This window comes from Oceaniradius stylonematis (assembly GCF_003149475.2).
GTDB lineage: Bacteria > Pseudomonadota > Alphaproteobacteria > Rhizobiales > Rhizobiaceae > Roseitalea > Roseitalea stylonematis.
This window is the reverse complement of sequence record NZ_QFWV02000008.1, coordinates 73,304-96,990: the sequence shown is the minus strand read 5'-3', so window position 1 is coordinate 96,990 and position 23,687 is coordinate 73,304. Positions and strand designations below refer to the sequence as shown.

The window sequence follows — 23,687 nt, the reverse complement described above, 5'->3', positions numbered from 1 at the left end:
GCTCAGCCATCCATCCGCAGAACGATCTTGCCGAAGACGTCGCGCGTCTCCATGCGCGCCAGCGCCGCGTCGATGCCGTCGAAGCCGACCTCGGTGTCGATCACGGGCGCGGCCAGCCCGCGCGCCATCTTCTCCATGGCGTCGGCCATGTTGGCCATCGTGCAGCCGAACGAGCCGATCAGCCGCAATTGCTGCTGGAACAGCATCATCAGATTGGTCGGCGCTGAAACGCCGGAGGTCGAGCCGCAGGTGACGAGCCGCCCGCCGCGTTTGAGCGACAGCATGGAGCCGGCCCAGGTGTCGGCGCCAACATGCTCGAAGACGACATCGACGCCGCGCTTCTTGGTCAGCTTGCGGACGGCGCCCTCGAACCGGTCCTCGCGATAGTTGATCACATGGTCGGCGCCGAGCGCCTTGGCCGGTTCGATCTTGGCGTCCGAGCCGACGGTGGTGATGACCGTGCAGCCATGGCTTTTGGCAAGCTGGATGGCGGCGGAGCCGATGCCCGAGCCGCCGGCATGGACGAGGATCGTCTCGCCCGGTTCCAGCTTTGCGTTGTCGAACAGCATGTGTTCGACCGTGCCGAAGGTGATCGGCGCGAGCGCCGCACCGACGGCATCGACGCCGGGCGGGGCGGGCACGCAGTTGCGCGCCGGCATGGTGACGATCTCGGCGGCAAAGCCGTCCAGATGAAAGCCGTGCACGCCGCCGACATGCTCGCACAGATTGTCCCGGCCCTGCCGGCAGGCGCGGCAAAGGCCGCAGGTCCGCGCGCCGAAGATGGAGACGAGTTGACCGGGCAGAAGGTTGGAGACGCCGGCGCCGACCGCATCGACGACCGCGCTCGCCTCCGCGCCGATCGTCAGCGGCAGTTTGCGCTTGGCGAACGCCATGCCGCGCCAGCCCCACACATCGATATGGTTCAGCGCGACGGCCTGCACGCGCAGGCGGACCTCGCCCTGGCCGGGGGGCGGCGGCGGGCCGATGGTGACACGTTCGACTTTCCGGTCTTCAACGAGCTGAAGCGCGCGCATGCAGGATCCTTGCCGGACGGATTGCGAGTGCGCCCGCTCTAAGCGGGTTCGGCCGCGATGACAAGGCAGGTGTTCTGGCCGCCGAAACCGAACGAATTGGACAGGACACGCGTCACCGCCGCATCGCGTTTCTCGTTGGGCACGCAGTCAAGCGCCAGCGCCGGATCGGGGTTGGCGTGGTTGATCGTCGGCGGCAGCGTTCCGGTCCGGATCGTCATCAGCGAAAAAACGGCCTCGATGGCACCGGCGGCGGTCAGCGTGTGGCCGATCATCGACTTGTTGGACGAGATCGGCACGCCGCCCAGCCCCTCGCCGAAGACTTCTGTCAGCGACAGGCATTCCATCTTGTCGTTTTCCGGCGTCGAGGTGCCGTGCGCGTTGATGTAGCCGATATCGGAAGGGGCAACGCCGGCATCGCCAAGCGCGGCGTTGACGGCGGCGATGGCGGGCGAACCGTCAGGCTTGGAGCGGGTGCGGTGGAAATCGTCGGCCTTTTCGCCGCAGCCTTCCAGGATGCCCAGAACGGTCGCGCCACGGGCGCGGGCGCTCTCCAGCGTTTCCATGACGAACGCGCCGGCGCCCTCGGCCATCACGAAGCCGTCTCGGTCCTTGGAAAAGGGCTTGGAGGCCTGTTCCGGCACGTCGTTCTGGGTCGAAAGGGCGGACAGGAGCGAGAAGCGGATCAGCGCCTCGGCGGTGACCGACCCGTCGGTGCCGACGCTGAGAGCGCGCTCGGCCTCGCCGCGCCGGATCGCCTCGGCGCCAAGCTGGATGGCGGTCGCGCCCGACGCGCAGGCGGTCGACAGCGTCACCGGAAGGCCGCGCGCGCCGGTCTTTTCCTTCAGCCGCAATGCCGTCGAGCCGAAATAGACATTGCCGGAATGCTGCGGGTGGGGCGTTGCGCGGGCCGCGGCCAGGATCCGGTCATAGCCCGCATCGCCTTCGCCCAGCGCCGCTCCTTCCGCATCGAGCGACAGCCGCTGGTGCCATTCCAGTTCGACCGGAGGGGCGGCGACGAACAAGGGTCCGCCGAAATCACTCGAAAAGCCAGCTTCCTCAAGTGCTTCGAGCGCGGCGGCTTCGGCCAGTGCGTAGGTGAGGGCAGTGGAGCCATCCTCGGGCGCGGTCATGAAATCGACGGTGCCGGCGATGGTCGTGCGCAAATGGTCGGTGGGAAAGCGGGCGATGCGGTGAATGCCCGAGCGGCCAGCGGTCAGTGCCGCCCAATTGTCGGTCTTGCCGCGTCCGAGCGGCGAGACGATGCCCGCGCCGGTGATGGCGATCAGCGGCCGGCCGGCCTTGTCGGTGACGGCGCTCATCTTGCCTGCTCCGGTGTGGATATGCGGACCATCGCCTCGGCAACCTGATGGCCGAGCGCGACCACGCCGATGGTGCCGGGCGGGCCGCCGGCGGACGCTTCGGCGGCTTCGAGCGGCGCCACCGGCCGGCCCTTGGCGATCGACAGGGCCGCAACGGCGATGGCGAGCGGAAACTGCGCCTCGCGCAGATGGCCGGTCTTGTTGGCAATGGCGCGCACGGGCCTTTCGGGCCAGCGCGCGGCGGCAAGTGCGGCCTCGGCGGCATTGCGGGCAAGGGCGCCGGAATTGGCCGAGACGATCATGTCGGCGTCGTCGAGGCCGGTCTCGTTGGCGAGCCGTTCGAGGCGCGATGGCGTGCCGTCGGCATCGCCCGCATCGACGGTGACCGGGCCGATGGCGGCATGGACCGCCGCGCCGCGCGCGGCCGCGTGGCGGGCCTCCTCGATGACCAGAAAGACACCGCCGGAGCCGGCGACGAGACCGCCGCCTTCACCGGATGCGCGTTCGGCGACCGGTTTCCACGGCCCGCGCGCCAGATGCCGGTTCATCTCGTAGCCGAGCAGCATGTCGGGATGTTCGGCGTTGAAGGCGGCACCGACCAGCGCGTGGGTGGACTGGCCGGCGCGGATGCGCGCGACGGCGGTTTGCACCGCCGACATGGCCGCGCCTTCCTCGCCCATGAAGGTGCGCGACGAGCCGGTGACCTTGTGGACGATCGAAATGTTGCCGGCCAGAAGGTTGGACAATTGCGCCAGGAACAGCGTCGGGCGCAGTTCGGTGGTCAGCTTTTCATTGATCAGGACACCGATGTCGTTGCGGCCCGCAGCGGCCTCGGCGAGGATCATGGCGTCGACAGCCACATCGCGCTCGCCGCCGGCAGCGGCAACGATCATGTCCATCGTGCCGGTCAGGGCTTCGTCGCCCTTGATGCCGGCATCGTCGAGCGCGAGGCCCGCCGCATAGGTGCCAAGGCGCTGCCAGGCCTCCATCTGGCGCTGGTCGCCGCGCTTGGGGATCTGTTCGGACCAGTCGATCTCTGGCGCCGGATGCACCGGATAGGGCGCAAAGCGGTCGGCATCGACCACCGGAGCGGAACCATCGGTCAGCGCCTGCCAGTTGGCCTCTAGGCCGACGCCCATGGCGGTGACGATGCCGATGCCGGTGATGACGGCGGAATGGGCCACTATGTCCGGTTGCCTCCGGTGTGGGGGATGTCAGGCGGCCTTGGCGGCGACCAGCCCGTCGATCTTGCCGCACAGATTGCTGATGACGAAATATTCCTCGGTGGGAACCTTGCCGTCATTGACATCCTGGGTCCACTGCTCGAGCGGAATCTTGATGCCGAACTCCTTGTCGATCGCAAAAACGATGTCGAGGAAATCGAGGCTGTCGATGCCCAGATCGTCGATCGTGTGGCTTTCGGGCGTGATGGTTTCGCGGTCGATCTCGCTGGTCTCGGCGATGATGTCGGCGACTTTGTCAAACGTGGTGGCCACTTTCGGTGTCCTTTGTTCTTGCGCGTTGCGGCGCGCGGGCCTTTCGCCCGGCCTTTGTTCGAGCGCGTGTCTATCCGGTTTGGGCGCGAAGGAAAAGGCCGTTTTGGTCAGCCGGCGCCGGTGTTCGCCCGCCGCAGATCGTCAAGGTCACCCATCGGCAAAAGCGCGCCGTGATGGCCGATGACGCGGCCGGCAACGCGATGGGCGAAACGCGTCGCATCGGCCGGGCCGCGACCGGCAAGATGAGCGGCGAGCCAGCCGCCGTTGAAGCTGTCGCCGGCGCCGGTCGTATCGACGGGAACAATTCCTGCTTCTGGGGCGACCGTTTCGGGTGTGCCGTCATGATGGACAAGCGCGGCGGCGGCGCCGCATTTGACGATGATCGTCTCGGGGCCGTGGGCGGCGATCCGCCCGGCGGTTGCTTCGGGCGATGCGTCGCCGAAAAGCATGGCTTCGTCGTCGAAGGTCGGCAGCACGATCGTGCTCGTCCGATAGCCGGCTTCGATGGCGGTTTGCGCCTGTTGTTCATCGGGCCAAAGGCGGGGGCGGTAATTGGGGTCGAAGGCGATCATGGCGCCGGCGTCGCGCGCGACCTCCAGCGCGTCCGTCAGGCGTTGGCGGGCGTCGGCATCGAGAATGGCGAGCGTGATACCGGAGACATAGACGAGATCGGCGCCGGCAAGGCTTTGCCCCAGCGCGGCCGCATCGTCGGCCAGGTGACGGGCGGCGGCCTCGCTGCGCCAATAGGTGAAGGAGCGTTCGCCGGCTGCGTCCAGCGCGATCGCGTAAAGCCCCGGCGCCTTGCCGGCGACCGTCGGGCTTTCGGCGATGCCGATGCGGTTGTCCGCCAGAAAAGCGATCTGCTCGGCCGAGAACGGGTCGTCGCCAAAAGCGGTGACATAGTCGGTGACCGCCTCATCGGGCAAAAGCGCACGCAGATACCACAGCGTGTTCAGCGTGTCGCCGGCAAAGCCCTGCTGCCAGCTCGCACCGGAGCGGCCGGACAGTTCGATCATGCATTCGCCGATGGAGACCACGCGCATGGGCGGCTGATAGCGGCGCGCGCCGGGGACGTCCATACATTCGTTGCATTGCGGGCGCTGGCGGGCGCATTATGAACGGGCATCGATCACGGGATGGAGACGCGCCATGGCAGACAGGGAAAAGCCGACACTGGACGATTGGCGCGCGCTTGCCGAGCGCGAGTTGAAGGGCATGTCGCCGGACGATCTGGTCTGGAAGACACCCGAGGGCATCGCCGTCAAGCCTCTCTATACCGAGGCCGATCTGGAGGGCGCGGACCATCTGGGCGGCCTGCCGGGCATGGCGCCCTTCACACGCGGTCCGCGCGCGACGATGTATGCCGGCCGGCCCTGGACGATCCGGCAATATGCCGGCTTTTCGACGGCCGAGGATTCCAACGCGTTCTACCGCAAGGCGCTGGCCGCCGGCCAGAAGGGCCTGTCGGTCGCCTTCGATCTGGCCACCCACCGGGGCTATGATTCCGACCATGACCGTGTCGTCGGCGATGTCGGCAAGGCGGGTGTCGCGATCGATTCGGTCGAGGACATGAAGATCCTGTTCGACGGCATTCCGCTTGAGGAAATGAGCGTGTCGATGACGATGAACGGCGCCGTCATCCCGGTGCTGGCGATGTTCATCGTCGCCGGCGAGGAGCAGGGCGTCGACCGGGCGAAACTGTCCGGAACCATCCAGAACGACATTTTGAAGGAGTTCATGGTCCGCAACACCTACATCTACCCGCCCGAAGCCTCGATGCGGATCGTCGCCGACATCATCGAATACACGGCGGCGGAGATGCCGAAGTACAATTCCATCTCGATCTCCGGCTATCACATGCAGGAGGCGGGCGCGACGCTGGTGCAGGAACTGGCCTTCACGCTGGCCGACGGGCGCGAATATGTCCGCGCGGCGCTCAAGAAAGGCATGGATGTCGACGCGTTCGCCGGGCGGCTGTCCTTCTTCTTCTGCATTGGCATGAATTTTTTCATGGAGGCGGCCAAGCTGCGCGCCGCACGCCTCTTGTGGGCGAAGATCATGGACGAGTTCGAGCCGAAAAAGCCGCAATCGTCGATGCTGCGCACGCACTGCCAGACGTCCGGCGTGTCGCTGCAGGAGCAGGACCCCTACAACAACATAGTGCGCACGGCATATGAGGCGATGGCGGCGGCGCTCGGCGGCACGCAATCGCTGCACACGAACTCCTTTGACGAAGCCATTGCCTTGCCAACGGAATTCTCCGCGCGCATCGCGCGGAACACGCAGCTCATCCTGCAGAACGAGACCGGCGTGACCAGGACCGTCGATCCGCTGGCCGGCTCCTACTATGTCGAGAGCCTGACGAAAGAGATGGCCGACAAGGCCTGGGCGCTGATCGAGGAAGTCGAAGCGCTCGGCGGCATGACCCGGGCGGTGCAGGATGGGCTGCCCAAGCGGCTGATCGAGGAGGCCGCCGCCCGGCGTCAGGCCGCCGTCGACCGGGGCGAGGAGGTGATTGTCGGCGTCAACAGGTTCCGGCTCGAAAAAGAAGACGAGATCGACATTCTGGACATCGACAACACGGCGGTGCGGGCCAGCCAGGTGGCGCGGCTCAAGCGCATCCGGGCGAGCCGCGACGAGACGGCATGCCAGGCCGCGCTTTCCGCGATGACCGAGGCCGCGAAATCGGGTGAGGGCAATCTGCTCGAACTCGCCGTGGACGCAGCCCGCAAGCGCGCCACCGTCGGCGAGATATCATCGGCGATGGAAACGGCGTTCGGCCGGCACGTGGCCGATGTGATCACCATCAAGGGCGTCTATGGCGAAGCCTATGCGGGCGACGAGCGGTTCGCCGGCGTGCGGGCGCGGATCGAGGCGCGCAAGGATCGCGCCGGCAAGCCGCCGTCGATCTTCATCGCCAAGATGGGGCAGGACGGGCACGACCGGGGCGCCAAGGTGATCGCCACGGCGTTTGGCGACATGGGGTTCGACGTCCATGTCGGCCCGCTGTTCCAGACGCCGGACGAGGCGGCGCAGATGGCTGTCGACCATGATGTGGAGCTTGTCGGCATGAGTTCGCATGCGGCGGGCCACAAGACGCTGGCGCCGATTCTCGTCAAGGAACTGGCGGCGCGCGATGCGGCCGACAAGGCGGTGATCGTGGGAGGCGTGATCCCGGCGCAGGATTACGATTTTCTCCGGCAGGCGGGCGTGGCGGCGATCTTCGGGCCCGGAACCGACATTCTGAAAGCGGCCGAGAACCTGCTCGACCTGCTCGACGAGCGCGAACGCCGCCGCAACTATCCGACCGAAGCCGCCGAGTAGGGCGGGGCCGGTTGCCTCACGCCGCGCGGGCCGCGGCAAGCCGACGCTGCCGCTTTTTCAGGACCAGCACGCCGGTTGCGGCGACGAGCCCGGCTAAGGATGTCAGCAACATCAGGGCTAGCAACGCGGCCGCCGCGTCGGGTGTCAGCACAAAACCGGTCAGGCTGGTTAGCGCTGCGCCGCCGGCCAGTGTCAGCGCGCCGGTGACGCCCGCCGCGCTGCCGGCCAGATGCGGCCGGACTGACATGGCGCCCGCGTTGGCGTTGGGCATCGTCAGCCCGTTGCCCAATCCAACGAAAACGGTGCAGCCGAAAAAGGTGAAGGGTGTGGCGATACCGGCTCCCAGGATGGCAAGACCCGACAGCATTCCCACGCATGCGACGATGCGTCCTGCAAGCATCACCATGTCGGGGGCGAAGCGCAGAACCAAACGGGTGGTGAGAAAGCTGCCGATCAAAAAGCCGGCAGTGATCGAGCCGACGATGGCACCCAATTGCGCCGTCGTGATCCCGAACGCGGTGACCGCGATCAGCGGCGCGCCGGCGATGAAAACAAAAAACGCACCGGTCGAAAAGGCGGTGCAGAGCGCGTAGCACCAGAAGAGGGGTTCGCCGAGGAGCCGCGACGCCTTCCGGGCATGCGGGTCTTCAACGCCCGATGCGTGGGGCAGGGTCTCACCAAGGTCGGTCCAGACACGCAGCAAGAGGCCAGCGCCCAAGACAGCATAGAGCGCAAACACGGCCCGCCAGCCGACCGCGACATCGAGCAAGCTGCCGAGGATAGGACCGAGCATTGGGGCGATTGCCATGACCATGCTGATTCGGCCGAGCCGCCGCGCGACGTCCGGGCCGTCTGCCAGGTCACGCACGATGGCCAGCGACAGGACGAAGCCGGCAATTGCGCCGGCCTGAAGCATTCTGAAANAGCAGGACCGGACGGCGGCCGATGCGATCGGCGACCGGACCTATGGCCAGTTCGGCCAGTGCCGTCACCGCCAGGTAGCCGCCGAGTGCAAGGCTGACGGCAGCATAGTCGGCCTTCAGGTCCGCAGCGATGTTGGTCAGCGACGGCACGATCATGTTCAACGTCAATGGCGGAAGGGCGGCCAGCATGAACAAGGTCGTCGGGGCGGGCGGCGAGAGCGAAGTCCGCATGGCTTTTCCGTTCCTTATAAACAAAAAAGCCCCCGAACAGTGTTCGGGGGCGCATGACCAAACGATCGGGTTCCCGCTAGGGTCCCGTGCACCTGTATGATTGCAGTACGATTGACATTTTCGTCATCTGATATCTCCTCGGCGGCACGCTAATACGCCGTGCGCAACAGCGCAACGGCCATCCTTATCCGTAGGCTGCCTGGCGGCGGCGGATTGCCGTCTGGTCCTCGGAAACGCGCAGCGCGTCGCCCAGCGTGACGACGCCGCTCGCCTCGAGCAGCCGGATCAGCTTGACGAAGACATGAGCCGTGGCGATCGCGTCGCCGCGCGCCGTGTGGCGGTCGTGCTCCGCGATCTCGACATTGAACCGCTCGGCCAGCCCGTCCAGCGACAATTCGCTCTCGGCACCCTGCAGGTGCGCGGCGAGCAGAACCGTGTCGAGCACGACATTGTCGAACTTGACACCGGCCGCCTTCTCGCCCTTGGCCAGGAACGCCATGTCGAAGGCGGCATTGTGGGCCACAAGCACCTGGTCCTTGGCAAAGGCGTGAAAGCGCTTGAGCGCGGAGGGGATCAAGGGCGCATCGGCGACCATGGCGTCGGTGATGTGATGGATGTTGGTCGAGGCCGCCGGGATGGTCCGTCCGGGATTGACGAAAAGATCGAAGATCTCGCCGCTCAACACCCGCCCGTTGACCACGCGCGCGCCGGCGATCGAGACGATCTCGTCGCCGCGGCGCGGATCGAGCCCGGTCATCTCGCAGTCGAAGACCACGGCATGCAGTTCGCTGAGGGGCACGTCGAGCAGGTCTTTGGACGTGTCGCGCTCGAACAGGTCGAAATCGTAAAATTCGGGCCGCGCATCGAGCACCGGCGCGGTGTCCTTGCCGGTCGTTCCGCGTGCGCCGGTGTTGACGGGGAAATCGATCAGGATGGTATCGCCCTTCACGGTCGCCGTCGCGCAATGGCGTTCGAGGATCGAGCGGCCCGACAGGAAGGCGGTGCCGGCATCGGCGTTTTCCGACAGGCGCGCCTCCAGCCATGCCGCGCCGGGCGGCGCGCCGGTCACGGTGATGGCGATCTGCCGCGCATGGCCCAAGCCGCTCGCCTTCAGAGCGAGTTTTTCGACATCGCCGCGTTCGGCCAGCCCGTCGGCGAGGTTGCGCAGCAGGGCGATCAGCGTGGCGCTGTCGGCATGGATGAGTTCGCCATTTCCGGCGGTTTCGACGGCGACGGCGCTTCCTGAAAGTGTCTTGCGCACGGCGCCGAACAGCCGGCCTGCAGCCACATCGGCCATCGGCCAGGCCGAGGCGATGATGTTGTTCGATGCCAGTTCGAGGCGCTTGAGCGCTGTGGTCAACGGTGCAGATGCCGGCGTTTCGCCGCTGTCATCGATCGCCGTGCGGATGCCGTCGATCGCCTCGCGCAGTACCCGGTCGCGTTCGAGGCCTGCGGCCAGTTCGGTGGTGATATCGTCGAAGACGGTGATGAAGCCGGCCGGCGCGTTGCCCGCCTCGTTGAGGCGCAGCGCGACCTGGCCGCGCATCGTCACGGCGCCGTCGCAGGTCGAAAAGACGATCGGGAACGATCCGAGCCCCTCGATCGGCAGCGGGTTGGACGGGTCGGCCGGCGCCTCGAAGGCGCTGAGCGCTGCGCTGAATGGCGCCGCATCGACAATGTTGAAGAAATCGCGGCCAAGGCCGAGCGACCCGATCATCACGTCGGTCGAGGCGGGGTCGTCACGCCGGAATTCCTCGACATGGAGGATTTCGACGGCGCGATGATTGTAGAGCGTGACGCGGCCGGTCATGGTGCACACGACAAGGCCCTGATGCAGGTCGCGCAACAGCGCCTCCAGCGCCGCCTTCTGGCGCGCGGCGTCGCGCATCGCGGTTTCGATGGCTGCATCGGTGCGCTCGCGCGCCTCGATCAGCGCGCTCGACACTTCGCGCGCGGCGGGCGCGATCATGCCCAGATATTCGCCCTCGCTGTCGAGCTTCATCGCCTTGCCGTCGCTGTGGGCTATGGTCTTGAGATCGGCGGCGATGGCCATCAGCGGCTTGGCGAGGTTCTCGTCGAACTTGAGCGCCACCCAGGCGATCAGACCGGCGATGGCAAAGGCGGAACCGCCGACGATCAGCACGATATGGTCGGCCGCCTCGGCGCCAAGGCGGATCGACAGCCAGACGATCGCGGCGACCAGCAGCGCCACGCTGACCGCACCGATCAGCGCAAAGAACAGGGCAATGCGGGCGCGCAGGCTGAGGCGCTCCACCCAGTGCATGTTGCGGACCTCCCGATCCCGAATGTCGGCGCAGCACAGGCCGCACGCAAACACCGCGCGGACAAGTGCCCGATTGACGGGTGGAGTTTGAGCCGTCGGGGACCGGGAAACCAGCCCGTCTTTGGGCCTATGAGGGGTTGGTGCCAGCGCCGGTTTCCACGCCGGTGACCGGCGCGTTGCACACCGTGCCGAGCAATTCGCCGTCGGCGGGCACGTCGATCCAGGTCTCGATCTGCGGCAGGCCGTCTTCATCCAGTGCAATGTCGTCGGTCAGGTCTGCGCGGCGGGCGTTTTCGCAATCGATCACCTGACGGGTGACGATGGTGCGCGCATAGCGCTGGACGAGGATCACTTCGGCAAGGCGCAGCGACGGATCGGCCTGGTTGACGCGGACGGTGGCGGTATCGACCAGCATGAAGCGATTGATGCGCGGGAAGATCAGCGTCCAGGGCTGGATGAAGTTGGAAAAGGGTTCGCCGGTGGCCACGACGACATGGCTTTCGGGCAGGTCGGCGACGATCCGGCTGTACCAGGAGTTCTCGATATAGGCGATGAAGGCGATCATCGCGACGCCGGCGGTCAGCGGCAGCACGCCCTTGGGCGTCTTGCGCCCGGTGGCGCGGAACGCCAGGGACACCATACCGACGCAGCCGATGGCCAGAACAATGGCGCCAATGAATGTGAGCAGCATGACTTGGATCCCCTGTCGAGACTAGCGCCGCGCGCCGCCCTGGCCAATCGCCGATTGCAGCGTCTTGACCACGGAAAACGCGTCCTTGAGATGGTTGCGTTCGAGCGCGGACAGCGTGTCGGGCACCATGAAGTTGTCGGGCTTGCCGCCGGCGCGGATCTGCGCGGTCTGGTGCTTGAGGCGCAGCTCGACGATCAGGTCGTAGGCGTCGATCAGGTCGCTGCCGCCGGTCTTGGACAGGATGCCGTCCATGTCGCGGGCCGTGATCAGCCGCTGGCGCGTGTTGACGGCCTCGATGCGGCCTTCCAGCGCATAGGCGCGGCCAAGATCGGTGATCGGCACGACGCCGGAGAGCTTCATGTCGATCGCGTTCTTGTGTTCGCCGCCGCGTACATAGCTGAGCCCGCCGAACAGGCCGAGCGGCGGGGTGTGGGTCAGCGAGTTGGCGATCATGTGGGCGCGGAAGATGGAATCCTTGCTCGCTTTTTCGAGCGTGCGCACATTGAGATCGCCGAACAGCGTTTCGTCGCCCGCGATCGGCCGCAGGTCGAACATGACGCTCGCCAGCATTTGCGCCATCGGGTCGGGCTTGGCGATCCAGTTGTCGAAATAGCGGCGCCAGACCCGCACCGGCTGACGCCATTTGGGATTGGTCGCCATCATGTCGCCGGGGCAGTAGAAATAGCCCACCGCGTCCAGCCCGTCGGAGACGAACCTGGCGAACTCGGCGAAATACCCGCCATGGGCGTCTTCGTCGTAATCGTCGGACAGGAACAGGCAGTTGTCCTGATCGGAGACGCCGGTCTGTTCCATGCGTCCCTGGCTGCCGCAGGCGAGCCACAGCCACGGCACGGGCGCGGGGCCGAGCTTTTGCTCGGCAAGCGCGATGAGGCGTCGGGTCACCGCATCGGTGATGCCGGTCATCATCCGGCCGACCTGATGGCCCTCGAGGCCGCTCGCAACCAGCTCGACCAGCATTTGCGGGTTGCGCGCAACGACCTCGGCGAGCCCATCATAGGTCTCGCGGCGGTTGATGTCGGCGATCATGTAGATCAGCGAATTGGAGTTCCGGCGCACCAGATCGGTCTGCGTGACGATGCCCTGCGGCGTGCCGTCGGCGCCGACGACCGGCAGGTGGCCGATACGCTTTTCGGTCATCACCATGACGGCGTCGAGCATGGTCGCATCGGGGCTGAGCGCGACCGGATCGCGGGCCATAACCTCGGTCAGCGGGGTTTCGGCGTCCATGCCGCGGGCGATCACGTTTCCGACCAGATCGCCGGCGGTGACGATGCCGACCAGCTTTCCACCCTCTCCGGTAACGAGCGTGCAGGAAATGTGCCGCTCCCACATGGCTTCGGCGGCCTGCCGGACGCTGGATGTTTCAGGCAGCGCCATGGGCTTTTCGGTCATCAGGTCGCCGAGGCGCGTGGCGACCATGTTGACGGCTGGCGCCGCGCGCGGCGCGGCCGTTGCCGGCGCATCGGCACGGCGCCTGAAAAAGGAGGCGAAGACCGGATCGGCGTCCATGATCGAAAGAAAGGTCGGGGCCGCTATGACCACATAGTCGGCATCGGTGCGCGCTTCGACGCGCAGGATCGCCCTGCCTTCGCGCAACAGGGCGCGGTGGCCGAACACGTCGCCGGCGTGCATGTCGGCGAGCACTTCGCCCTCGGCGGAGATCAGCTGCATCGTGCCGGCGGTGATCACATGCAGCCCGGCGATCGGATCGCCGATCGCGCAGACCAGCTCTTCGGCGGCGGCGCTGTGCTCGGTCGCGTTCCGCGTCAGCGCGGAGAAATGGTCGGGGTTGAGCGCCCGGAACGGCGCGCGCCCTTCGGCAAAGGCCGCAAAGGCCCGGGCTCTGTCTGTCATCGGTTCAACCGTCATTGGTCTGGTCGGTCTCGTCCGGCGTCATAGAAGGTTTGGTGCGATGCAAAAAGCCCCGCCTTGTGAAAAAAGGCGGGGCCTTGCGTGTTCGGGTGGGGGCGGCGGGACACCGGAATGTCCCGCCGCGCTCGATCAGTGGTCGACGGCAGCGCCGGCGCCCCGGGGAATCCGGACGCTTTCGACCAGATCCTGGATGTGCTGGGGCGGAGCTGCGGTAGCCTGGGCAACCGCATAGGCCACAGCGAAGTTGAACACCGCGCCGATCGGGCCGAAGTGGGTTGGCGGGATGCCGAACAGATACTGGGAGCTGTCCAGCAGCGCAGTTCCCGGGATGAAGAACCAGCCCAGATACAGGAACAGGTACAGACAGGTCGTGATCAGACCGGCCAGCATGCCTGCCGTCGCGCCGGCGGAGTTCATCCGCTTGGAGAAGATGCCCATCATCAGCGTCGGGAACAGCGTTGCCGCCGCCAGACCAAAGGCCAGCGCCACGACCTGCGCCGCAAATCCGGGCGGGTTCAGACCCAGCCAGACCGCCACGACGATCGCCACGGCCATCGATATGCGCGCCGCGAGCAGTTCGCCTCTCTCCGAGATGTTCGGATTGAAGACCGACTTGATCAGATCGTGGCTGATCGCCGACGAGATCGCCAACAGCAGACCCGCCGCCGTGGACAGTGCCGCCGCGATACCGCCCGCCGCGATCAGTGCGATCACCCAGCCGGGCAATTGCGCGATCTCGGGGTTGGCGAGGACGAGAATGTCACGGTTGAAGGTGACCAGCTCGTTGCCTTCCCAGCCGCGTTCGGCCGCGATGGCCTGCATGTCCGGGTTGGCGTCGTTGTAGTACTGGATGCGGCCGTCGCCGTTCTTGTCCTCGACGCCCAGCAGGCCGGTGACCTGCCACGTCTCGAACCAGTCGGGCAGTTCTTCGACCGCCACCGCTTCGCCCTCGATACCAGCAGGCCACATGGTGGTGGTGATGTTCAGGCGTGCCATCGCACCAACGGCGGGAGCCGTCAGGTACAGAAGCGCGATGAACACCAGCGCCCAGCCGGCAGACCAGCGCGCATCGGCCACCTTCGGAACGGTGAAGAAGCGGATGATGACGTGCGGCAGACCGGCGGTACCGATCATCAGCGACAGCGTGTAGAGCGCCATCAGCCATGGATTGGTCGTCGCCGTATACTCCCTGAAGCCGAGATCGGTCAGCAACTGGTCAAGCGTGACCAGCAAATACTGACCTTCGCCCGCATTGCCTTCCGACATCGTCGAGAACAGGCCCAGGCCCGGGATCGGGTTGCCGGTCAGGTTCAGCGAGATGAAGATCGCCGGGATGGTGTAGGCGACGATGAGCACGCAGTACTGCGCCACCTGGGTGTAGGTGATGCCCTTCATGCCGCCCAGAACGGCGTAGACGAAGACGACCGCACCCGCGGTGATCAGACCCCAGAAGATGTCGATCTCCAGGAAGCGGGAGAAGGCGATGCCCGCGCCGCGCATCTGGCCGATCACGTAGGTCACGGAGATGACGATGAGGCAGATGACGGCCACCACGCGCGCGGCGTTGGAATAGTAACGGTCGCCGACGAACTCGGGCACCGTGAACTTGCCGAACTTGCGCAGATAGGGCGCAAGCAGCATGGCCATCAGCACGTAGCCGCCGGTCCAGCCCATCAGGAACAGGGAGTTGTTGTAACCGACAAAGGCAATCAGGCCGGCCATCGAAATGAACGATGCGGCGGACATCCAGTCCGCTGCGGTGGCCATGCCGTTGAGGACCGGGTTCACGCCGCGGCCGGCGGCATAGAACTCGGAGGTGGAACCGGCGCGGGCCCAGATCGCGATGCCGAAATACAGCGCGAACGACAGGCCGACGACGATGAAATTGAGCGTTGTTTGATCCATGATGTCTGTCCCGCCCTACTCTTCGTCGACGCCGAATTCGCGATCGATCGCGTTCATGCGCCATGCGTAGAAAAAGATCAGGACCAGGAACACCAGGATCGAGCCCTGCTGGGCAAACCAGAAGCCCAGATCGGTGCCGCCGACCGCAATGCCCGACACCAGCGGACGCAGCAAAATTGCGAAACCGAACGATGCCAATGCCCAGATCACCAGGCAGAGGCCGATCAGCCGCAGGTTCTTGGTCCAGTAGTTGTCCGCTGAACCTTGGTTGTCACTCATTGAGTTGTCCTCCCTCGAGTGCATGTCAAAAACGAACCGGGGAGAAGCGCGCACGACACCGTTGGACCGCCCGCAAGCGGACGCGCCGGAATAAGCCGTGCGGGATCCTCCCTGACCCCTCCGTGAAATGCGGGTCGGCCTCGCGCCATGCCCGCCGGTGCCACATGCCAAAACGTTACGCGACGGCATGGTGAGGCTGAGCGGCATAACATGGCAGTGGGGCGGTTTTCTCAACACTACTTAATGCTAAGCCATTGAGCGAGGGTTCGGGCCGCAATGAAAAAAGTGTTAAAATACAGTTATTTAAAGGCGGAATGGCTGGCCCGGCTACTGGCCTGTGTACTGCTTTGGTTGTATGCCGCAAACGGTTCGCGGGCGGAATTTTTCAAGCGTTTGGCGCCGGCCGGACGGAGCGGAAAAAACGACCGGAGATTCGCCGAATTGTCACATGAGCACACTAGCAAGGGCGCACCGAAACGCTCGGGTGATTCGAAACCATGCGTTATGCCATCTATTTCAGTCCGCCGCGCGACCATGATTTGACGGTCGCCGCCGCGCAGTGGCTGGGCCGCGACGCCTTTTCCGGCCTGCCGATCCCGGCGACCGGGCTTGGCGCGCTGGGAGCCGGCGCGCAGGCCTATTACACCGCCGCGCCGCGCCGATACGGGTTTCACGGCACGCTCAAGGCGCCGTTCCGGCTGGCATCGCATGCGCGCGAAGGCGATTTGCTGAGGGCGTTGGGCGAATTCTGCGCCACGATGGCGCCGGTCCCGCTGCCCGACCTGGCAATCGGCCTTCTGGGCGGGTTCTTCGCGCTGGTGCCGGCGCGTGAAAACGGCCGGCTGAACGATCTGGCCAACCGTGTGGTCGCCGGTTTCGACAGGTTTCGCGCGCCGTTGAGCGATGCCGAGCTCGAACGCCGCCGGCCCGAACGGCTGTCGCGCGCCGAACTGCGCAATCTGTACAATTGGGGCTATCCTTACGTGTTCGACGCGTTCCGCTTCCACATGACGCTCACCGGCCATGTGGAGGAGCATGAGCGTGACCGGGTGGAGATCGCGCTGCGGCGCCATTTCGGCACGTTGCCCGAGCAGGAGCTTTCGGTGGACCGGCTGACGCTGTTCGTCGAGCGCGAGTCCGGTGCGCCGTTCGATGTGCATTCGGTGCATGAATTCGGCGCGCAACCGGTGCGCGCCACCGCGTGACGGCCCCGGTCAGATCCGGCCGTGCGCGGCCAGAAGGCGCCTCAGGCGCTCGGCATCGGACGCGCCGGCTTCCAGCGCAAACACATAGGCCTGGGTGAGGAAGAAGCAGGCGGCATCGGTGTCGCCTGCCCGCATCAGCGCGCTGGCCACCCGATCGTAAAGGCCGCTGAGTTGCGCGGAATCGCCATCCGCATGAGCGGCGATCAGCGATGCGTCAAGCGCGCTTCGGTCAACCGGCCGCATCGGCGAACTGGCTGGCGATCCAGTGGTGGAACAGGTGGGTCGGGCTGTCCATGACGGGCGAGAATCGGCCGCCGTCGAAACCAGCGGCGCGCCGGCCCCGCTGCATGCCCTCGACGACGAAGATGTCCTCCTCGAAGACGGTCTTCCACTGCGCCGCGTTCTTCTCGCGCAGTTCGGCACGCTCTTCACCGGCATCGGCCGCATCGTGATAGTAGAGCGCGACATGCTCGACCGTGCGTTCGGGCCCGTGCGGCTCGAGCAGGATCGCGAACGAATGGTCGCGGTGCACGCCCAGCAGCACGTTGGGATAGAGCGCGATATATTCAGCCGCCGTATCCCATTTGCCGGGCAGGCCGGGCGCGTCGCCGAACCGTTGGCCGCCAGCGCCCTCAAGCTGGCGGTAGACATGGGTGCCCTGGCCGGAAAAGGCGCCCGGCTGCTCGATGTTGTAATGGTCTTCGAGCCGCGAATAGGCGTTCAGCCCGGGATGCACCCAGGGCAGGTGATAGCTCTCGCAATAGTTCTCGACGGCCAGCTTCCAGTTGGTCGCGATGTCCAGCGAGAAAGCGCTGTCGGGGCCGGCGAAGGTCAGCGGATGGTCGAAGTCGGCCCATCGCGCGATCAGCGCCGCATGGGCGTCGGCGAAATCGGGCGCGGTGCCCGACAGGTTGACGAAGACGATGTCGCGCCAGATGTGTGACCGCACCTCGCGCAGGCCGAGCGTGGCGCGGTCGATGCCTTCATGCGCGTTGTGGCCGGGCCCGCCGACATGGGGCGTCGCCTTGAGCGCGCCGTCCAGATCGTAGCACCAGGAATGGTAGGGACAGCGGATGGCGCCACGGATAGGCCCGGCCTGTTCGACCAGGATCATGCCGCGGTGGCGGCACACATTGTCGAAGACACGCACCGTGCCGGCGCGGTCGCGCACCATCAGGAGCGGCTGGCCGGCAAACTCGACCGGCCGGGCATGGCCCGGTTCGGGCAAATCCTTGGCAAAGCCGATGCCGGCCCAGTTGCGTGCAAAGACCGCATCCTTTTCGCGCTCGAAAGTGTCAGCCGATGTGTAGAAGCGGTTGGGCAGGCCGCGCGCCCGGTCGACCGGCTGAAGCACGGCGCCGATGTCGTGATCGTGCTGCGGCGGCATGATCGTCATGGCCGGCCCTCCCGATGCGGCTGTGACGGTCAGGATCGGTCAAGGCGCGCGCAACGGGAATGCCTGAATGCGACATGCGCGCGATCAGGCGCGCTGTCACTGGGCCGGTGCCGTGGCGCGCGAGGCGGCGCGGGTGGCCAGCAGGCGGTGGACGAAGGCACCGCAGAACACCGCTGTCAGGATCAGGATGATGGTCGGCGCCGGCGCGCTGTCGAGGAAGAAGCTCGCATAGACGCCGGCGAGCATGGATGCGACCGTCACGCCGACGGCGATCAGCAGCATGGCGCCGAAGCGTTTGGTGATCAGGAAGGCGATGGCGCCCGGCGCGATCAGAAGCCCGACGGCGAGGATCAGGCCGACGGCGGTCAGCGTTGCGACGATGGTCGCCGACAGGATCGCCAGAAGACCGTAATGGATCAGGTTGACGGGCAGGCCGGCGGCGCGCGCCTGTTGCGGATCGAAGGCGTGCAGCAGGATATCGCGCCATTTGACCGCGATGATGCCGGTCACCAGTGCCGAGATCAGGCCGGAGACGACCAGATCCTGCGTGCCGACGCCGAGCATGTTGCCGAACAGGATGTGGTCGAGATGCACCGACGCATTGACCTTGGTGTACATGACGATGCCGAGGCCGAACATGCCCGAAAAGACGACGCCCATGACCGTGTCGTGCTTGACGCGGGAGTTGTTCTTCAAAAAGCCGGTTGCGAGCGCGCAGAACAGGCCCGAGGCGAAGGCGCCGATCGCCAATGGCAACTGGATCACATAGGCGATGACGATGCCGGGAAGGACCGCGTGAGCGACCGCATCGCCCATCAGCGCCCAACCCTTGAGCACCAGATAGCAGGACAGCAATGCGCATGGCACTGCGATGACCAGCGAGATCCAGAAGGCGTTCTGCATGAACGCGAACTGGAACGGCATGAGCAGCGTCCCGGTCATGGCCGGGCCTCCGCAGGCGTGCCCGGGCGGCCCGCGATCGCTTCGGCCGCGCGGCGGCGGGCGGCGAGCCAGCCATGCTTTGGCGCGAAGAAAAATGCGACCAGGAAGACCAGCGTCTGCAGCGTGACGATTACGCCGCCGGTCGCGCCGTCCAGGAAATAGCTGATATAGGCGCCGGCGAAGCTGGTTGCCGCGCCGATGACGACCGAGATGACCACCAGCCTCGGGAAGCGGTCGGTCAGAAGATAGGCCGTGGCGCCTGGCGTGACGACAAGAGCGATGACGAGGAACGCGCCGACGGTCTGCAGCGCGGCGACGCAACAGGCCGACAGCAGCGTGAAGAAGACCACTTTCAGCGCATAGGTGTTGATGCCGATCGAACGCGCATGGTTCTCGTCGAAGAAGGTGACCATCAAATCCTTCCATTTGAGCAGCAGCACGGCGAGAGAGAAGAGTCCGATCAGCGCGACCTGGAGTGTGTCGGACGGAGTGATGGCGAGGATGTTGCCCATCACGATGGTCTGCACGTCGACCGAGGTGGGCGAGACCGAGATCATGAACAGGCCGAGGCCGAAAAAGGAGGTGAAGACCAGGCCGATGATCGTGTCTTCCTTCAGGCCGCTGCGCTCGTTGAGAAACAGCATCGACCCCGCCGCGAGGCCGCCGGCGACAAACGCGCCGAGCGAGAAGGGCAGGCCGAGCATGTAGGCGCCGGCGACGCCGGGCACGATGGAGTGGCTCAGCGCGTTGCCGATCAGCGACCAGCCCTTGAGCATCAGATAGGCCGACAGGAACGCGCAGACCGCGCCGATCAGCGCGGACACCCACATCGCGTTGACCATGTAGCCGTACTGGAACGGCTCGAGCAGCGCTGCCATCAGCCCTTGTCTCCGGCTTCGGACTGTCCGTCGTCGGGCTGGGCCTTCTTGGTCTCGTCGTCATAGACGACCAGCGGGCGCTCATCGTCGGTCAGGATGGTCAGCGCGCGTTCGTCGTCATCGTCGTGCAGGTCCTTGCCGCCGAGCACGAAGTGGCGCAGCACGCCGCCGAACGCCCTTTCGAGATTGCGCGGCGTGAAGACCGTTTCGGTGGGGCCGTGGGCCAGGACCGTGCCCTTGATCAGGACGGTGCGGTCGCAGAATTCGGGCACCGAACCCAGATTGTGCGTCGAGACCAGCATGACGCGGCCCTCGGCGCGCAGGTCGCGCAGAAGGTCGATGATCTGGTCCTCGGTCTTGACGTCGACGCCGGTGAAGGGTTCGTCGAGCAGGATGACCTGGCCGTCCTGGGCGAGTGCCCGGGCGAGGAAGACACGCTTTTTCTGCCCGCCCGACAGTTCGCCGATCTGGCGCTTGCGGAAGGCGGTCATGTTGACGCGTTCGAGCGCCTGGTCGACCATCTTGCGGTCGGTCGCCGACGGTCGGCGCAAGAAGCCCATATGGCCGTAACGGCCCATCATGACGACGTCCTCGACCAGCACGGGAAACGACCAGTCCACCTCCTCGGCCTGTGGCACGTAGGCGACGACGTTGCGCTTCAGCGCGTCGGCGACGCTCATGCCGAGAACGGAAATCTCGCCGCGCGCGGTCGGCACGAAGCCCATGATCGCCTTGAACAGGGTGGACTTGCCCGAACCGTTGACGCCGACCAGGGCGGTGATCGTGCCGCGCGGGATTTCGAAGCTGGCATCGCGCAGGGCCGTGTGGCCGTTGCGGTAGGTGACCGTGATGTCGCGGGCAGCGAGGCCTTCGCCGGCCAGCGCACCGTCGTCGGACGCGCTTTCGACGCGTTGCGGATTGAGCACGTTCAATATCCCTTTCGCCGCGAAAGGTGCGGCTCGTCTTCACAAATGACGGCATTCGCGGCGGACCGCGAATGCCCCGGTTTCAGCACTCCGCCGAAATGGGCGGCTGCCGGCTGCGATCAGTTGACCGCGGCCGAAAGGTTGGTCGCGACCGTCTCCGAGGTCACCCGCAGAAGGTCGAGATAGGTCGGCACGGGACCGTCGGCATCGGTCAGCGAATCGACATACAGCACGCCGCCATATTTGGCGCCCGTTTCGCGGGCGACCTGCTCGGCCGGATCGGTGTTGACCGTGCTTTCGCAGAAGACGACCGGAATGTCGTTTTCGCGCACGCCGTCAATGACCGAACGGACCTGCTGCGGCGTACCCGTGGCGTCGGCGTTCATCGGCCACAGATAGAGCTCCTTCATGCCGAAGTCGCGCGCCAGATAGGAGAACGCGCCCTCGCAGGTGACCAGCCAGCGCCTGTCCTCGGGCACAGCCTCGACCATCGCCTTGAGCGGCTCGATCGCTGCGCGGATCTCGTCCTTGTAGGCGGCGGCGTTGGCCGCATAGGTCTCGGCATTGTCCGGATCGTGGGCGATGAACGCGTCGCGGATGTTCTCGACATAGATCAGCGCGCTTTCGAGGCCCATCCAGGCGTGCGGGTTCGGCATGCCCTCATAGGAGCCCGAACGGATGTCGATCGGCTCGATCCCGTCGCTGACGGTGACGCTCGGCACATCGTCGAGATTGTCGAAGAACTGCTCGAACCACAGTTCGAGGTTCATTCCGTTCCACATGATCAGATCGGCATCCTGCGCCCGGACCAGATCGCGCGGCGTCGGCTGGTAGCCGTGGATTTCGGCGCCGGGCTTGGTGATCGATTCAACGATCGCCGCGTCGCCGGCCACGTTGCGGGCCATGTCGGCGATCACCGTGAAGGTGGTGACGGCCTTGAACTTGTCGTCGGCGAAGGCGGCCGTCGTGGCGCCGGCAGCGATCGTCGCGGCCAGGCCGGTCGCGATCGCGGTGCGCGCAAGGGTCGTCCATCGTCGGGCAGGGTGCATTGCGTCTCTCCATACGCTGTTAGGAACGATTTGCAACACATGTCGCTCCCGCATGCGTAAGTCAAGGGTTTTTGCAACTCATTCCTAAAAGCGTTCAAGACGACAATGGTTGACCGGTAAAGTCGGTTGCCATACTCCACTTTTCATTGTTCACGATGCGGATCCGGCACTTGTCCCACCGTCTCCTGCTGTCAGCCGCATGGGTCGTCGCGGCGCTGTGCATCCTGCCGATCGCCGCGGTGGCGGTGTCGGCGCTCGGCGGCAGCCTCGAGACCTGGGCGCGGCTCGCCGAAACCGTTCTCTGGCGCTACACATGGACGACGGTGCAGCTGGTCGTGATGGTCGGGGCAGGCGCCGCGATCATCGGCACGGGCGCGGCATGGCTTGTCACGGTCTGCCAGTTTCCCGGACGGCGCCTCTTCGAGGTTCTGCTGGCACTGCCGCTGGCCTTTCCGGCCTATGTGCTGGCCTATGCCTATACGGATCTGCTCGATCATCCCGGGGCGGTGCAGACCACGCTGCGCGCGGTGATGGGCTGGGGTCCGCGCGACTACTGGTTTCCGGAAATCCGCTCGGTGGGCGGCGCGGCGATCATGCTGATCTGCGTGCTCTACCCTTACGTCTATCTGCTCGCCCGCGCGGCGTTCCTGCGCCAGTCTCCGACCGCCTATTTCGCGGCGCGCACGCTGGGCCACTCGCCATGGAGCGCGTTTCTGCGCGTCTCCATTCCGATGGCCCGGCCGGCGATTGCCGGCGGCGTCGTGCTGGCGCTGATGGAAACGATCGCCGATTTCGGCACGGTGTCCCATTTCGGCGTGCACACATTCGCAACCGGTATCTATCAGGCCTGGTTCGCGATGGGCGACCGGGCGGCGGCGGCCCAACTCGCCTTCTGCCTGATGATCGTGGCGCTGTTTCTGGTCTTCATCGAACGCATCGAGCGCGGAGCGCGCCGGCACCATGAAGCGGGCCGGCGGATCGAGGCGATCGCGCCGCACGCGCTGAAGGGCTGGCGGGCGGCAGGCGCCGTCGCCTTCTGTTCGCTGCCGGTTCTGGTCGGCTTTGCGGTCCCGGTTGCCGTTCTGTTCGAAATGGCGGTGTCGTCCGAACAGAACCCGTTCTCTGCCCGCTATGTCGGCTTCATCACCAATTCGCTGACCGTCTCTTTCGTCGCCGCGCTGGTGACGATGGGCGGAGCGGTGATCATCGGCTATCTGGTGCGGCTGAAGCCCGGCCGGGGTCCGACCTTCATCAAGACGGTGGCCGGCATGGGATACGCCATTCCCGGCGGCGTGATCGCGGTCGGCGTTCTGGTGCCGATGGCCGGGTTCGACAATGCGCTGGATGCGTTCATGGAAGCGCGGTTCGGCATCTCGACCGGCCTTCTGGTGACCGGGTCGATGGCCGTGCTGGTCTTTGCCTACATGGTCCGCTTCATGGCGGTGGCGCTGTCCTCGTTCGACACCGGCATGAGCCAGATCAAGCCCAACATGGACGCGGTGTCTCGGACGCTGGGCGCATCCACCGGCCGGATGCTGGGCCGCGTGCATCTGCCGCTGATGAAGGCGAGCCTTCTGACAGGCTTCCTGATCGTCTTCGTCGATGTGATGAAGGAATTGCCGGCAACCATGATTCTGCGGCCGTTCAACTTCGACACGCTGGCCGTGCAGGCCTATCGGCTCGCGTCAGACGAGCGGCTGGACCAGGCCGGCGTGCCCTCGCTGATCATCGTCGCCTTCGGGCTCTTGCCGGTCATCATCATGATGCGCGCCATCGCCAGGGAGCGGCCCAGGCACCATTCGGAAGTACCTGCCGCGCTGGCCGACCCCTATGCGGCGCCCGAACCCGAAGCGCAGCGGGCGGTTTAGCGGACGGCCTGTGCCCCCACCCTTCATCCCTTCCTCGCAATCAT

The 23,687-nt window shown here is 65.8% G+C and carries 19 protein-coding genes and 1 pseudogene; 3 read left to right on the top strand and 17 right to left on the bottom strand.

The window, feature by feature from the left end:
* Nucleotides 1-2: 2 nt before the first annotated feature.
* The 5 genes from DEM25_RS13650 to DEM25_RS13630 all read right to left on the bottom strand — a co-directional run bounded on the left by DEM25_RS13650 (nucleotide 3) and on the right by DEM25_RS13630 (nucleotide 4,928).
* Entirely contained in the window at nucleotides 3-1,034 is a 1,032-nt protein-coding gene (locus DEM25_RS13650) for a zinc-binding dehydrogenase (RefSeq protein WP_109766286.1), read from the bottom strand.
* 38 nt (nucleotides 1,035-1,072) lie between these two features.
* Complete coding sequence (locus DEM25_RS13645) at nucleotides 1,073-2,353, bottom strand: beta-ketoacyl-ACP synthase (RefSeq protein WP_109766285.1); 1,281 nt, start codon at nucleotides 2,351-2,353, stop codon at nucleotides 1,073-1,075.
* Nucleotides 2,350-3,540, bottom strand: coding sequence for a beta-ketoacyl-ACP synthase (locus DEM25_RS13640; RefSeq protein ID WP_109766284.1), 1,191 nt, complete (start codon nucleotides 3,538-3,540; stop codon nucleotides 2,350-2,352). The genes DEM25_RS13645 and DEM25_RS13640 overlap by 4 nt, the downstream gene beginning before the upstream one ends.
* 27 nt (nucleotides 3,541-3,567) lie before the next feature.
* Nucleotides 3,568-3,849: an acyl carrier protein gene (locus DEM25_RS13635; RefSeq protein ID WP_109766283.1), complete on the bottom strand. Its 282-nt coding sequence runs from the start codon at nucleotides 3,847-3,849 to the stop codon at nucleotides 3,568-3,570.
* Nucleotides 3,850-3,956: 107 nt separating this feature from the next.
* On the bottom strand, nucleotides 3,957-4,928 hold the full coding sequence (locus DEM25_RS13630; protein WP_245412916.1) for a sugar kinase: 972 nt from the start codon (nucleotides 4,926-4,928) through the stop codon (nucleotides 3,957-3,959).
* Nucleotides 4,929-4,998: 70 nt separating this feature from the next.
* Here DEM25_RS13630 and scpA point away from each other — a divergent pair, with 70 nt between their 5' ends.
* The gene (gene scpA / locus DEM25_RS13625; RefSeq protein ID WP_109766462.1) at nucleotides 4,999-7,173 is read left to right on the top strand and encodes a methylmalonyl-CoA mutase; all 2,175 of its coding nucleotides are present in this window, start codon (nucleotides 4,999-5,001) and stop codon (nucleotides 7,171-7,173) included.
* Nucleotides 7,174-7,189: 16 nt separating this feature from the next.
* Here scpA and DEM25_RS13620 read toward each other — a convergent pair.
* The 6 genes and pseudogenes from DEM25_RS13620 to DEM25_RS13600 form a co-directional block, all read right to left on the bottom strand.
* Nucleotides 7,190-8,252: pseudogene (locus DEM25_RS13620) on the bottom strand (MFS transporter).
* Nucleotides 8,253-8,511: 259 nt separating this feature from the next.
* The gene (locus DEM25_RS13615; protein WP_158585271.1) at nucleotides 8,512-10,611 is read right to left on the bottom strand and encodes a 3'-5' exonuclease; all 2,100 of its coding nucleotides are present in this window, start codon (nucleotides 10,609-10,611) and stop codon (nucleotides 8,512-8,514) included.
* 127 nt (nucleotides 10,612-10,738) lie between these two features.
* Complete coding sequence (locus tag DEM25_RS17815; RefSeq protein ID WP_158585270.1) at nucleotides 10,739-11,302, bottom strand: hypothetical protein; 564 nt, start codon at nucleotides 11,300-11,302, stop codon at nucleotides 10,739-10,741.
* Nucleotides 11,303-11,323: 21 nt separating this feature from the next.
* Nucleotides 11,324-13,177, bottom strand: a complete 1,854-nt coding sequence (locus DEM25_RS13610; RefSeq protein WP_158585269.1) for a DUF294 nucleotidyltransferase-like domain-containing protein — start codon at nucleotides 13,175-13,177, stop codon at nucleotides 11,324-11,326.
* A gap of 147 nt (nucleotides 13,178-13,324) precedes the next feature.
* A complete protein-coding gene (locus tag DEM25_RS13605) occupies nucleotides 13,325-15,100 on the bottom strand; it encodes a sodium:solute symporter family protein (protein WP_109766279.1) in 1,776 nt (591 codons plus the stop codon).
* A 15-nt stretch (nucleotides 15,101-15,115) separates the two neighbouring features.
* A complete protein-coding gene (locus DEM25_RS13600; RefSeq protein WP_109766278.1) occupies nucleotides 15,116-15,379 on the bottom strand; it encodes a DUF4212 domain-containing protein in 264 nt (87 codons plus the stop codon).
* A gap of 497 nt (nucleotides 15,380-15,876) precedes the next feature.
* On the opposite strand from DEM25_RS13600, the gene DEM25_RS13595 reads away from it, so the two are divergent.
* Nucleotides 15,877-16,584: a DUF1045 domain-containing protein gene (locus tag DEM25_RS13595; protein WP_109766277.1), complete on the top strand. Its 708-nt coding sequence runs from the start codon at nucleotides 15,877-15,879 to the stop codon at nucleotides 16,582-16,584.
* Nucleotides 16,585-16,593: 9 nt separating this feature from the next.
* On the opposite strand, the gene DEM25_RS13590 is transcribed toward DEM25_RS13595, so the two are convergent.
* The 6 genes from DEM25_RS13590 to DEM25_RS13565 all read right to left on the bottom strand — a co-directional run bounded on the left by DEM25_RS13590 (nucleotide 16,594) and on the right by DEM25_RS13565 (nucleotide 21,775).
* A complete protein-coding gene (locus DEM25_RS13590; protein ID WP_109766276.1) occupies nucleotides 16,594-16,827 on the bottom strand; it encodes a hypothetical protein in 234 nt (77 codons plus the stop codon).
* Entirely contained in the window at nucleotides 16,814-17,980 is a 1,167-nt protein-coding gene (locus tag DEM25_RS13585) for an aromatic ring-hydroxylating oxygenase subunit alpha (RefSeq protein WP_196780385.1), read from the bottom strand. Before DEM25_RS13585 ends, DEM25_RS13590 begins: the two co-directional genes overlap by 14 nt.
* A 96-nt stretch (nucleotides 17,981-18,076) precedes the next feature.
* Nucleotides 18,077-18,922 (bottom strand): metal ABC transporter permease, encoded by an 846-nt coding sequence (locus DEM25_RS13580; protein ID WP_109766275.1) that lies wholly within the window; start codon nucleotides 18,920-18,922, stop codon nucleotides 18,077-18,079.
* Nucleotides 18,919-19,803, bottom strand: coding sequence for a metal ABC transporter permease (locus tag DEM25_RS13575; RefSeq protein WP_109766274.1), 885 nt, complete (start codon nucleotides 19,801-19,803; stop codon nucleotides 18,919-18,921). Before DEM25_RS13575 ends, DEM25_RS13580 begins: the two co-directional genes overlap by 4 nt.
* Complete coding sequence (locus DEM25_RS13570; protein WP_281004547.1) at nucleotides 19,800-20,726, bottom strand: manganese/iron ABC transporter ATP-binding protein; 927 nt, start codon at nucleotides 20,724-20,726, stop codon at nucleotides 19,800-19,802. Before DEM25_RS13570 ends, DEM25_RS13575 begins: the two co-directional genes overlap by 4 nt.
* Before the next feature lie 119 nt (nucleotides 20,727-20,845).
* Nucleotides 20,846-21,775: a metal ABC transporter substrate-binding protein gene (locus DEM25_RS13565; RefSeq protein WP_109766272.1), complete on the bottom strand. Its 930-nt coding sequence runs from the start codon at nucleotides 21,773-21,775 to the stop codon at nucleotides 20,846-20,848.
* Between the two features lie 170 nt (nucleotides 21,776-21,945).
* Here DEM25_RS13565 and DEM25_RS13560 point away from each other — a divergent pair, with 170 nt between their 5' ends.
* Nucleotides 21,946-23,643 carry an ABC transporter permease gene (locus DEM25_RS13560; protein WP_245412915.1) on the top strand — a complete coding sequence of 566 codons (1,698 nt, stop codon included), beginning with the start codon at nucleotides 21,946-21,948 and terminating at the stop codon, nucleotides 23,641-23,643.
* Nucleotides 23,644-23,687 lie beyond the last annotated feature (44 nt).